Raw genomic sequence first — 12408 nt, forward strand, 5'->3', positions numbered from 1 at the left:
AGTAAATGTAGGGTAAGTAAATCACAGGGAATTTGAAATGCTGCCACAAATAAGTCAGAGACTGCTACGCAAGAAGCGCAAGAATGGAAGTTTGCCGACTTCACCAGAAAAAACAAGCGATATAATTTCTTCAGAAGCGTCTGCTGCAGCCAAAATTGAACTGGATACAGATTTTTATAAATCTCGATATGAAGATTTGGCATCGCTGACAGTGGAGCAGCTCAAAGAACATTGGTTGAAGTATGGATTCAAGGAAGGGCGGTTTGCTTCAGCCAGTCATGAGTCGGGCAATGCAAAGCTTGTATTGGAAGATGAGTGGACAGCTACGCACAATTCACAAGAGTTCGCTTTTGATCCTGATTTTTATGCAAGTCTGTATGCTGATCTTGCGTTAGCGGGAATTACGGAATCTATAGCTCTTGAGAAACACTATAATTCCTTTGGCAAGGAAGAAAAGCGGCATGGTTCGATAAGAGAATGGTTGAAGAAAAATAACTTTCCTTTGGACTTCATGCCAGAGGATATCAAGTTTCGTGATATTCATGAGTGCAATCTTGAAGTAGGCCTAGAAATCACTTCTCAGGATGTCTTGAATTCAATTGCCGGACTTTACATAACGCCTGTTGCCTTTTTCAGTGATGATGCCAAAAGCGCACAACATTACATGATGATGGCGAAGCATTACCTGGCTATAGGCGAGAGAGAGAAGGCAAAGAAGCAACTGGAAGCCAGTAACTGTTTTCACGCCTTATCAGGAGCGCTCGAGCTGTTGGGCAATATCTATCTTGATGAAGGGCATAATCGTATTGCGCTCGGTTATTATAACGCCGCGAAAGCGCTACCCAACCCGCCAAAGTGGCTGTTCTTCAATCGTGCAACCTGCCTGTCAAGGCTTCAACAATATGAAAAGGCATTGACTACTCTAGCGGAAGGGTTGGAAGTCTATGGTGATTTCACGTTTCAACAGGATAAGCTGGATGAGTTCGCTGAAGAAGCCTGGAATAACATTTATCCCGCCCTGCTGAGCTACGTCGGACAGGGAAATCGAGATGAGTTGATCAAGGCTTTCGACGCCTTCAGTGAGGTCGTCTATGATGCTTACTTGCGTGCCTGTGGTACCAGTAAGAACCCTGAGCGACTTCACTCACTCAATCTTGACCGAATCTTGATAGTCGGCGATTATCACGTTGCACAATGTGAACGCTATCGTATCAATCAAAAGGTAGAGCAACTCGAGGCGGTTGGGAAAGAGGTTACTGCAGTCAACTGGCTGGACCTTGATCAACAGGCCCAGGCATTGGCGACTCACGATGTCGTCATCTTCTATCGTGTGCCTGCCATGCCCAAGGTACTCAAGGCCATGGCGCAGACAAATGCAGCCGGGAAGCTCAGTATCTATGAAATCGATGATCTACTGTTCGATCCCGTCTATCCCCCGGCCTTGGCTAGCTATGGCGGTTACGTTTCACTGGATACCTACCGTGAATTGACGCGTGGTATGGCCCTCTTCCATGCGGCTGCTCGTCAATGTCGTCTTGGCCTGGCTTCGACAGAACCGCTTCGAGAGCGTTTGGCTGATTTGGTATTCGGTAGCGAATGTCTATTGCACCGCAATGGCCTCGATAGTCTCAATGAGTTCAGCCAGCCTCAGGAATCTCCCAAACAGACGCTGGATATCTTCTATGGCAGCGGTACACAGGCACATAACCAGGATTTTATCGACCTGGCACTGCCTGCGATAGAAAAATTGTTGAAGCGCCATGCTCATTTGCGTCTTGTTGTCGTAGGTTATCTAAAACTACCCAAGACATTTACAGAGCGCTTTGCCAAGCAACTTTCCATGATTCCCCCCTTGAAGAGTGTCCAGGGATATTGGTCATTGCTTCGTCGTGCAGACATCAACTTGGCTGTTCTACATGATGACGTCATCAATGAGTGCAAGTCAGAGCTGAAATGGTTTGAAGCGGCCTGTCATGGCGTACCGTCAGTCGTCAGTAGTACCCGCAACTATCGAGATGTCATTCGTGATGGAGAAGATGCCTTCCTGGCTGTCTCGGCGGATGATTGGGAGAAAGCCATTACACGCCTTGTGGAAAGCAAGGAACTACGCAAGTCAATGGGACAAGCGGCGCAAGAGCGCACGCGTAAAGAGTATTCCCTGGAAATTCTGGGCACCCAGCTCGTAACCAATCTCGAAGCTTATGCCAATGAATTGATGGACAGAGCACACTGCGAGCGTGGTGAAGAAGGGACGACAAAATTGGTAAGGGAGCGCCGCAAGATCGCACTTGTCAATGTGTTCTTCCCACCGCAATCCATCGGCGGGGCGACTCGGGTGCTGGATGATAACTTCAAGGCATTACGCAAGCATTATGATGATGACTTTGAACTGGTCGTCTTCACTGCTGACAGTGAATGTCGCACCCCGCATCAGTTGTCCATCTATCGTCATGATGGGGTACGTGTCTATCGTACGGCGACTCTCTGGCGTGAGAATATGGATTGGCATGCCAAGGATGAGCGTATGTACGAGATGTTCACTGAATTTCTCGCGTGTGAACAGCCAGATATGGTGCACTTCCACTGTGTACAACGGTTGACAGGTTCCGTTGTGGAAGCTGCCCGAGATGCGAAAGTACCCTATATCGTCACGGCGCATGATGCATGGTGGATTTCTGACTTCCAGTTCCTGGTGGATCACACTGGGACGGTATATCCGGAGGGGCACCCTGATCCTTTTGATCCAATTGAACTTCCTCCCAGTATCACCCAGGAAGCTTCCGTTGAGCGTAAGCTATACCTCAAAGGATTGTTGAATAGCGCATATAAGGTGTTGACGGTCTCGAATGCCTTCGCAGATATCTATCGCAAGAATGACATTCTGGATATAGAGGTCACCCCCAACGGCATCTCTGATGATTTGCCTTGGGCACTCAAGGATACATCTTATACGAAACGAATTGTCGGTGGGCATGTAGGCGGGATGGCTGAGCACAAAGGCTATTATTTGCTCAAGCAAGCAGTCATTAAATCTCAACCAGAGAATATGGAGTTCTTGATTGTTGATCATTCAAAGGAAGAGGGCTATGAATCTCATCAATACTGGGGGAATGTTCCAGTACGTTTTATCGGTAGAGCTAGTCAGCATAAAGTAGTAGATGTCTACAGGCAAATCGATGTTTTATTTGCACCTTCTACATGGCCAGAAAGCTTCGGTTTAGTAACACGTGAAGCATCAGCGTGTGGGTGTTGGATTGTTGCCTCAGATCTCGGTGGTATTGGAGAAGATGTAACAAGCAAGTCTGGCTTTAGAATTAGCCCTACACTTAACGCTGCTGAGGATGTTATTTTAAAGATTAATTCGTTAGGTAATAAAATAAAAAGAAATTCTACTTCTTCTGCTATTTTTAAAAGTTCTGGCCAAGTAACTAAAATCAAAGATATTTATTGGAGTATCTAAATGCCCACCTTGTCTATTGTTTCTGACTGCATTGTCATTCATGCCAATCAGAAAGAAAATTTCAAAGCAAGTATAATAAAGAAAGATCAGAGTAATCATAGTTATGATTCTAGTAATGATGAAGTTAGTAAGGTTTCAATCCTAATAAGCGATATCGATATTTATAATGATGACTTATATGTCAATGATCAAGATGTTTCAGGTTTATTGTCAAGATATAAGTTGGATACTAGTAAGCTAGACGATGAATTTTATATGACAAAGAATTTAGCTAATGCAGCAACGAGACCATATAATAATAATGAATTGTTCTTTGTTGCTTATCAGCTCTTGAATATCTTAGAGCCGAATAATCATTTTTATGCATCATGTATAAGCGTGTGCTCTTACAAATATGTAGAGCTATCTGTGCATAACTCATTCGTTAGAGATTTCTTAGTAAATAAGTGGTATGTTCTAGATAATAAAAGGGGCAAAATAACTCCTAACTATATCCGGTGGTATATATCTAGCTCCATGTCATTGTCTCTGATGTTACTTGCATCTGATGATACTGATAACGCTGCTCATGTTGTTGGCGTTGCAGCTGAAAAATCTTCTTCGTATTATGGATATAATCATCTTTCTTATTGGAACTACTGTCAGTTAGCATTTTTATATGGCGCTTTAAAAGTTTATAAAGAAGACTATAATTCAGCTTCGGTTTGGTTTATGAATTCATTTAATGCTTCGCGCGCTGGTATTGCTGACATATACAATCCTAGAAATGATTGGTTGTTGGGTCAATTAAGTGATTGTGAAGCGCTGCTTAAAGTTGGTAGTTTGAGCTTAGTGTGTGCGATGAAGGCAAATAATGGGGCATTACCTCTTGAGTCACGATCTACGCAACAAGTGCCTAAGAATAAAAAAATAGATATAAATGTGTTGTTCCTACGATTGCCTGTCTTGAAAAATAAGAGTTTACCTTTTTTCGATCTGATTAAATCACGTTTAGAGGGACTAACTTGAAAGTAGTTATTGGTCCATCTCATGTTGTAAGATGGGTAAGAGAACACAGTCTTAGACAGACTGACAATGCGCTTCAAAATATTAAAGTTATTGCTGCGGGAGGGTTGCCTCTTTGGTCTGATTACGTGTCTAAAGAACTAACTTCAATACCAAAAGGTACCCAGATTTATGTCTTAGTTGGCGATTTTAGGTTTGGTAATGAAGCCTGTGATAATCCAGATAATTTATGCCCACCGAGTATGTATGGAATCAGTAAAGCAGCAATAAGTAGTAAGTCTGATAAAATATGCTATGATAAAACTCTTAAGGCTTTAGACGATATTGTTGCACGCTTTAACGTTAAATTTATATTTTGGGATTTAGCAATTCGCGAATATAAAAATAAATTGCTTGGTAGATATATTAATGAGTCAGGTGTCTATACCCATCCTATTTGGAATTTATCTGTGGTCGAAAATAGGTATATAGAAAATATAATACCTATGCAGTTGATCATAGATGCAATACCTGATTTTCTGGAGATGGATAGCAGTAACCATCCAACATCTATAAGTTATACATTGCTAGACTCATTGTTACTTCAGCAGAAAAATGTAAGTGAAGCAATTGTTGGTACACTTAAATACTATAATATGAATTGCAAGATTGCCTTTCCCAGAAGAACAATATTTTCAGGCGTGTCTTCGTTATATAGAAATATTGCGCTCTACGAAGCAAAAAGGTGTGTACATATTGTTGATGTAGATATTCTAAGCGCTGAAGACGCAATGTTTAACAAGTTTAGATCTTGTTCCGAGTTAGTATATTTTGCTAATGATACGACTGCACATTCTTTGAGATTTTTGAGAAAGTCAAAATATGACAATATCTTAGTTGTAGTACGTCAGGGAATGGATGTCCTTACGTATAAATACTATAATGACGAAGTCATTAGCCTAGAGCGCTTTAGTTTATTGGAAAGCCATGTTGAAATCACTGGTGAAGTTTTGAACTTAACGGGTGTTATGTATTTGTTAAGAAAAATCAGGAGTTTAATGGAGTTAGTATATGAGTAAAATAACCGCTTTCTTGCCTTGCCGAAAAGGGAGCCAGCGAGTTCCTAAAAAAAACATAAAGCCATTTGGTCATTTTTCTTTTGGTTTGATAGAAGTTAAATTAAAGCAATTGATCTCAGCTAACCGCATAGATGAAATAATACTTTCGACCAATGATGAGGAGATACTATCTTACGCCGAGTCTCTATCTTCGCAGAAACTCAAGATTCATGTAAGAGATAACTCCCTATGTACTAGTGAAACAAGTACGGATGATTTAGTTGCGCATGCGGATAGCTTGGTCGATGAAGGCCATATCCTATGGACGCATGTGACTTCACCCTTCGTAAATCAGAACGTTTATGATTCCCTCGTGATCTCTTATTTAAATGCTTTAAAGACAGGTCATGATTCCTTGATGACAGCTAATGAAATTCATGGCTTTATTTGGGATCAAGATAAACCAATCTCTTATGATAGGACAAAAGAGAAGTGGCCTCGCACTCAAACAATTACACCACTCTATGAATTGAATAGTGCTGCATTCATTGCTTCAAAAGAGATTTATCAAATAAAAAAAGACCGAATAGGAGATCAGCCATATATTCACGTCTTGGACAAGATAGTAGGATTTGATATTGATTGGGTGGAAGATTTTGTTATAGCAGAATCTATCACGCAAAATAAATTAGCTCAGCTATAGGTGAAGATATGATCTATCTAGATTGCACATTGCGCGATGGTGGCTATTATAATAACTGGGATTTCCCGGAGTCTGTCGTCAAGGAATACATCCGAGCGATGGATGATTGTGGTATCACTATTGTAGAAATGGGACTAAGAAGCCTCAAGAATACTGGTTTTAAAGGTGCTTCTGCCTTTTCGACTGATGATTGGCTTGCATCCCTTGAAATTCCTGCCTCTCTTAAAGTCGGCGTCATGGTCAATGCTTCGGAGCTCCTGGTTGAGGGAGAGCTTGATTATGCCGTGCTGGAAAAACTATTCCCCAAGGTAGCTGAAGCAACGCGTCTGGACGTTGTCCGTATCGCCTGTCACTTCCATGAGTTCGAAAAATCCCTACCCGCCAGTAATTGGCTGAAGGAAAGGGGCTTCTTGGTAGGTTACAACTTGATGCAGATTGCAGACAAGTCCCAGGAAGAAGTGGAAAAAGCTGCCCAACAGGCTTCCGCATACCCACTCGATTCACTTTATTTTGCAGACTCCATGGGAAGTATGTATCCAGATGATGCTGCAAAGATCATTCGCTGGTTACGCTCGGCTTGGACAGGCGCTCTTGGTATTCATACTCACGATAATATGGGATTGGCACTTTCGAATACCAAACGTTCCATTGAAGAGGGCGTTACTTGGGTTGATTCTACTGTCACTGGTATGGGCCGTGGCCCAGGTAATGCCAGTACCGAAGAAGTCGCTATCAATCTGATCGACGGTATATCTCTTCCCAATACCATCTCCTTGCTGGAGTTGATTGATACTTACTTCAAGCCATTGCAAGCCAAGTGTGGCTGGGGCAAGAACCCTTACTATTTCTTGGCAGGTATGTATGGTATTCATCCTTCTTATGTACAAGAGATGCAGGCTGACTCTCGTTATTCTACATCCGATATCATTTCTGTCATTAATAAACTCAAGAAGATAGGGGCTAGCAAGTTCAGTAGTAACACGCTTGAAATAGCCAAGTCTTCAACTTTACATGACGTAGATGTTGAAAAGAGCCTTGACCTCAAGGGTGCATTCTCTGGAAAAAATGTACTTTTGCTTGGCACTGGGCCTTCATCCTCCAAGTACGCAAAGCAATTGCAACAATTCGCTACTATCAACGATTGTGTTGTCATTGCAATGAACACTGATAGGCATTTATCTGAAAAGGCAATCGATTATCGTATAGTTTGCCATCCGGTCCGTATGCTTGCTGACCAGAACAGCTATGATAAACTTGAGCAGCCTTTGATTGCTCCCTTGCTCAATCTTTCTTCTTCTGTTCGTGAGAATGTCGGTTCTGGCAAGTTGATCAATATGTCACTCAAGGTAGAAGATGATACTTTCGCTATCAGTGATTCCGAGTTGACTTGTCCTAAGCAACTCGTTGCCGCTTACTCGCTGGCTGTCAGTGCTGCAGCGGGCGCTAAAGCTGTTTATTTGGCAGGTTTTGATGGCTATGCACCAGGGGACAAGCGAAACCAAGAGATGCAACTAGTTCTCGACGCCTTCGCTCAAAGCGATATTGCGTTGCCGGTCACTTCCATTACGCCTTCTGTCTATGATGTTCAGAAGAAGAGCCTGTATGGGGAAGTTGCATAATGTTGGATATACGTGATTATAGCACGATAATTTTTGATTGTGATGGCGTAATTCTGGATTCCAATAAGGTCAAGACAAAGGCCTTTTATAACGCTGTCATTGATTTCGGGCATGGGCCGGCTCAAAAACTCGTTGATTTTCATGTTGCCAATGGCGGGGTATCTCGCTATATAAAATTTGAATATTTTTTTACTGATATATTGCGTTACACCAGCTATGAATCAGAGTTGAATTCAGCACTTCACCGCTATGCTCAGGAAGTACAGCTGGGATTAGCACAGTGTGCCATTACGCCAGATCTGTTGAATTTGAAAAAGCAGACATCCTCTTCCTGGATGATAGCCTCTGGCGGAGATCAGAACGAGCTACGAGAGTTGTTCAAGGCGCGTGATCTGGATAAGCTTTTCGAATTAGGGATATTTGGTAGTCCAGACAAGAAAGAAGATATTGTCAAACGTGAATTGCTTGGTGATACTATCAAAGGGCCAGTACTCTTTGTGGGCGATAGTCGGTACGATCATGTTGTCGCCAGCAGTCATCAACTTGATTTTGTTTTTGTCAATGCTTGGTCTGAATTCTCTGATTGGAATGATTATTTCAGTGATAAAGATAACGTGCACATTTGCGAGCGAGTCTCCGATCTCCTTGCATCCGATAAGTAAAGGTAAGTTATGTCCCGATTTTTAATTACTGGCGGTGCCGGCTTTATTGGCTCCGCGGTCGTCCGTGAACTGATCCGTTCTACCCAGCATACCGTCATCAACCTCGATGCGCTGACCTACGCCGGTAACCTCGAATCCTTGGCGGATGTCGCGGATTCCGAGCGCTATCACTTCGTGCAGGCCGATATCTGCGACGGCGAAAAGATGAAAGCTGTCTTTGCGGAGTTCCTGCCGGATATCGTGATGCACCTGGCGGCCGAGAGCCACGTGGATCGCTCCATCGATGGCCCGGCGGATTTCATTGAGACGAATATCGTCGGTAGCTATCAGCTGTTGGAAGCGGCGCGTCAGTATTGGAAGGGCTTGAAGGAGTCTGATGCCGAGAAGGCCGCTGGCTTCCGTTTCCACCACATCTCCACTGATGAGGTGTATGGCGATCTGGAAGGGCCGGAAGATCTCTTCACCGAGACGACGCCCTATGCACCGAGTTCACCGTACTCTGCCAGCAAGGCGAGTTCGGACCACCTCGTGCGTGCCTGGCAGCGTACCTATGGCCTGCCGACGTTGGTGACCAATTGCTCCAACAATTATGGCCCGTACCACTTCCCCGAGAAGCTCATCCCGCTGATGATCCTGAATGCTCTGGCGGGCAAGGCGCTGCCGGTGTATGGCGATGGCAAGCAGGTACGTGACTGGCTGTACGTGGAAGACCATGCCCGTGCGCTGATCAAGGTTGCCACCGAAGGGAAGATCGCCGAGACGTACAACATTGGCGGCCATAACGAGAAGCAGAACATCGAAGTCGTCAAGACACTCTGTGCACTGCTGGAAGAGCTGGTACCCGAGAAGCCAGCGGGCATTGCCAAGTACGAAGACCTGATCAGCTACGTGACGGATCGCCCTGGCCACGATGTGCGCTATGCCATCGATGCCGCCAAGATCGAACGCGAGCTGGGCTGGGTGCCGCAGGAAACCTTTGAGACAGGCCTGCGCAAGACGGTCGAGTGGTATCTGGCCAATGAGAGCTGGTGGCAGCGCGTGCAGGATGGCAGCTACCGTGGTGAACGTCTGGGTACCGGGAGCTGATGATGACGACTTCCCATCGCTTTGGACGCATTCTGATTCTGGGTGGCAATGGCCAGGTCGGGTTTGAGTTGCAACGCAGCTTCGCCCCCTTCGGTGAGGTACATGCGCCGCGCCGCAGCGACGTCGATGCCAGTGATCTTGACGCTGTCGCCGCACTGATTGACACCTGGCAGCCCCAGCTGATCCTCAATGCAGCGGCCTGGACGGCCGTCGACAAGGCAGAAGAAGAGCGCGAGGGCGCCATGCGTCTCAATGCCGAGCTGCCGTCATTGCTGGCGCAGAAGGCCAGCGCGCTGGGCGCGACACTGGTGCATTACTCCTCGGACTATGTCTATCCCGGTGATGGTGACCAGGCCTGGCGCGAAGATAGCCCGACGGCGCCGCTGTCAGTCTATGGGGAAAGCAAGCTGGCAGGCGATGAGGCGGTACTGGCCAGTGACTGCCGTCATCTGGTGTTCCGCACCAGTTGGGTCTATGCCGCACGCGGCAACAACTTCATGAAGACGATGCTCAAGCTGGGGCGCGAGCGTGACAGCCTCAATATCGTCAATGACCAGATCGGCGCACCGACACCGGCGCGTCTGATCGCGCAGCTCACCTGTGAGGCGCTGCGTCAGCAGATAGCCAGTGGCCTGTATCACCTGGCCCCGCAGGGCACCACCAGCTGGCATGGTTTCGCCCAGTCGATCTTCCGTCAGGCCATCGAGCAGGGCGAAACTCTGGCGATCGACCCCCAGACGCTGGGTGGCATCCCGACGGCAGATTACCCGACGCCTGCGACACGCCCTCTGAATTCACGGCTTGCACTCGAAAAGCTGGAGTCAGCACTCGGCATCGTGCTGCCGGACTGGCAATCTCAGCTGGCCTTGACGCTCCAGGAGCATCTGGATCGCTGAGACCGGGACGTCTGCAATACTGCAGGATCATGTTCAGTGTGTGGCAACTCGCGGCACCTGATCTTCTCTGAATAGAACGCTACACGTCGATACGACAAGGACTTTTGATATGGCGCGCAAGGGCATCATTCTCGCCGGTGGTTCCGGTACACGTCTGCATCCGATCACTCGCGGTGTTTCCAAGCAACTGCTGCCTATCTATGACAAGCCGATGATCTTCTATCCGGTCTCTGTTCTGATGCTGGCCGGTATCCGCGAGATCCTGATCATCTCCACCCCGGAAGACCTGCCGCAATATGAAAAGCTGCTGGGCAATGGTGATCAGTACGGTGTTCGTTTCGAATATGCCGTGCAGCCGAGCCCGGATGGTCTGGCGCAGGCCTTCATCATCGGTGAGGAATTCATCGGTGATGATTCGGTCTGTCTGGTGCTGGGTGACAACATCTTCCACGGTCAGCACTTCTCAGACCAGTTGAAGCGTGCGGCGGACCAGCCGAGCGGCGCGACGGTCTTCGGCTATCTGGTGCAGGACCCGGAGCGTTTCGGTGTCGTGGAGTTCGATGAGTCCGGCAAGGCGATGTCCATCGAGGAGAAGCCGCTGAAGCCCAAGTCACCCTATGCCGTGACTGGCCTCTACTTCTACGACAATGACGTGGTCGAGATCGCCAAGTCGGTGGAGCCGTCCGAGCGTGGCGAGCTGGAAATCACCAGCATCAACAATGCCTATCTGGAACGTGGTGACCTGCGTGTCGAGCGCCTGGGTCGTGGCTTCGCCTGGCTGGATACCGGCACCCATGACAGCCTGTTGGAAGCTGGCCAGTACGTGCAGACCATCGAGCACCGCCAGGGCTTGAAGGTGGCGTGTTTGGAGGAGATTTCCTGGGCCAATGGCTGGATCACTGACGAGCAGCTTGAGGAGCAGGGCACGGCACTCAAGAAGACCGGTTACGGCCAGTACCTGCTCAAGCGTCTGGATGACAAGCGCCGCGGCAATCAGTGACACAGCGATCGATGACATAGCCTGCAGTGACATGCCCTGCAATGAAAGTTCATGATGAGCTGTATCATGCCTTTGGTAAGAATTGGCTAAAGGCAATGCTAATGTAGTCAAGCTCCCGCAGTCGTCCCGACCATGACGACGACTGCGGGAATTTTTATGGCAGGTGGCCATGGCTTCCCTGGCGAGCAGTGATGTGACGGTAAGATACGTACTCTTCACGCTGTATCGTGCCAGGCAACGCCGTCAGTGATGCTGCTGTCATCGGCAAGGCCGCTTGACGAGATAAGGCCTGGCAAGAGGTGGCTTGACGAGAAGAGACGTTGAGACATGTGGCTGCCAACGCTATTTCTGTCCCCGACAAGGAGCAATTCCCGCATGAATTTTGAAAAACTCGCCATCCCGGATGTCGTGCTGCTGACCCCGAAGAAATTCGGTGATGAGCGCGGTTTCTTCATGGAAACCTTCCGTCAGAGCGAATTCGTCGAACACTGCGGTGATTACACCTTCGTGCAGGACAACCACAGCAAGTCCCGCCAAGGCATCCTGCGCGGCTTGCATTACCAGTTGAATCAGCCGCAGGGCAAGCTGGTACGTGTCACACAGGGCGAAGTCTTCGATGTGGCCGTCGATATGCGCAAGAGCAGTCCGACATTCGGTCAGTGGGTAGGTGCACACCTGAGCGAAGACAATCAACAGATGTTGTGGGTGCCGCCGGGATTCGCTCATGGTTTCTATGTCATCAGCGAATCTGCTGAATTCCAGTACAAGTGTACGGATTATTATGCACCAAGCGATGAATATTCTCTGAAATGGGATGATCCCAGCGTGGGTGTCGAGTGGCCGCTGGTCAATGGTGAAGCGCCGCAGCTGTCGGGCAAGGATGAAGACGGTGAATCTTTCGAGATGGCTGCCGCTTTTGCTTGAAGCACTGAGTACTGAC

At 47.3% G+C, this 12408-nt stretch carries 10 protein-coding genes; all 10 read left to right on the plus strand.

Annotated elements, in window-relative coordinates; genetic code table 11:
* Positions 1–37 precede the first annotated feature (37 nt).
* The 10 genes from QD280_RS06350 (at position 38) to rfbC (ending at position 12392) form a co-directional block, all read left to right on the plus strand.
* On the plus strand, positions 38–3460 hold the full coding sequence (locus QD280_RS06350) for a glycosyltransferase (protein ID WP_279838662.1): 3423 nt from the start codon (positions 38–40) through the stop codon (positions 3458–3460).
* Entirely contained in the window at positions 3461–4468 is a 1008-nt protein-coding gene (locus tag QD280_RS06355) for a hypothetical protein (RefSeq protein ID WP_279838664.1), read from the plus strand. It abuts the gene before it with no gap.
* Positions 4465–5523 carry a hypothetical protein gene (locus QD280_RS06360; protein ID WP_279838665.1) on the plus strand — a complete coding sequence of 353 codons (1059 nt, stop codon included), beginning with the start codon at positions 4465–4467 and terminating at the stop codon, positions 5521–5523. Before QD280_RS06355 ends, QD280_RS06360 begins: the two co-directional genes overlap by 4 nt.
* Positions 5516–6205, plus strand: a complete 690-nt coding sequence (locus QD280_RS06365; protein ID WP_279838666.1) for an acylneuraminate cytidylyltransferase family protein — start codon at positions 5516–5518, stop codon at positions 6203–6205. Before QD280_RS06360 ends, QD280_RS06365 begins: the two co-directional genes overlap by 8 nt.
* Positions 6206–6213: 8 nt before the next feature.
* Positions 6214–7824, plus strand: a complete 1611-nt coding sequence (locus tag QD280_RS06370) for an aldolase catalytic domain-containing protein (RefSeq protein ID WP_279838667.1) — start codon at positions 6214–6216, stop codon at positions 7822–7824.
* On the plus strand, positions 7824–8486 hold the full coding sequence (locus QD280_RS06375) for an HAD family hydrolase (RefSeq protein WP_279838668.1): 663 nt from the start codon (positions 7824–7826) through the stop codon (positions 8484–8486). The genes QD280_RS06370 and QD280_RS06375 overlap by 1 nt, the downstream gene beginning before the upstream one ends.
* A gap of 9 nt (positions 8487–8495) precedes the next feature.
* Positions 8496–9572, plus strand: a complete 1077-nt coding sequence (gene rfbB, locus QD280_RS06380; protein WP_279838669.1) for a dTDP-glucose 4,6-dehydratase — start codon at positions 8496–8498, stop codon at positions 9570–9572.
* A gap of 2 nt (positions 9573–9574) precedes the next feature.
* Positions 9575–10468 carry a dTDP-4-dehydrorhamnose reductase gene (rfbD, locus tag QD280_RS06385; RefSeq protein WP_279838670.1) on the plus strand — a complete coding sequence of 298 codons (894 nt, stop codon included), beginning with the start codon at positions 9575–9577 and terminating at the stop codon, positions 10466–10468.
* Between the two features lie 109 nt (positions 10469–10577).
* The gene (gene rfbA / locus QD280_RS06390; protein WP_279838671.1) at positions 10578–11468 is read left to right on the plus strand and encodes a glucose-1-phosphate thymidylyltransferase RfbA; all 891 of its coding nucleotides are present in this window, start codon (positions 10578–10580) and stop codon (positions 11466–11468) included.
* 375 nt (positions 11469–11843) lie between these two features.
* Positions 11844–12392, plus strand: a complete 549-nt coding sequence (gene rfbC, locus QD280_RS06395) for a dTDP-4-dehydrorhamnose 3,5-epimerase (protein ID WP_279838672.1) — start codon at positions 11844–11846, stop codon at positions 12390–12392.
* Positions 12393–12408 lie beyond the last annotated feature (16 nt).

This window comes from Cobetia sp. 1AS1 (assembly GCF_029846435.1).
Lineage (GTDB): Bacteria > Pseudomonadota > Gammaproteobacteria > Pseudomonadales > Halomonadaceae > Cobetia > Cobetia amphilecti.

Excerpts from the sequence above, each read along its gene's own strand:
- QD280_RS06375 (WP_279838668.1), top strand. The coding sequence starts at position 7,824 with ATGTTGGATATACGTGATTATAGCACGATAATTTTTGATTGTGATGGC.
- rfbA (WP_279838671.1), top strand. The coding sequence starts at position 10,578 with ATGGCGCGCAAGGGCATCATTCTCGCCGGTGGTTCCGGTACACGTCTG.
- QD280_RS06355 (WP_279838664.1), top strand. The coding sequence starts at position 3,461 with ATGCCCACCTTGTCTATTGTTTCTGACTGCATTGTCATTCATGCCAAT.
- rfbD (WP_279838670.1), top strand. The coding sequence starts at position 9,575 with ATGACGACTTCCCATCGCTTTGGACGCATTCTGATTCTGGGTGGCAAT.
- rfbC (WP_279838672.1), top strand. The coding sequence starts at position 11,844 with ATGAATTTTGAAAAACTCGCCATCCCGGATGTCGTGCTGCTGACCCCG.
- QD280_RS06370 (WP_279838667.1), top strand. The coding sequence starts at position 6,214 with ATGATCTATCTAGATTGCACATTGCGCGATGGTGGCTATTATAATAAC.
- QD280_RS06350 (WP_279838662.1), top strand. The coding sequence starts at position 38 with ATGCTGCCACAAATAAGTCAGAGACTGCTACGCAAGAAGCGCAAGAAT.
- rfbB (WP_279838669.1), top strand. The coding sequence starts at position 8,496 with ATGTCCCGATTTTTAATTACTGGCGGTGCCGGCTTTATTGGCTCCGCG.
- QD280_RS06365 (WP_279838666.1), top strand. The coding sequence starts at position 5,516 with ATGAGTAAAATAACCGCTTTCTTGCCTTGCCGAAAAGGGAGCCAGCGA.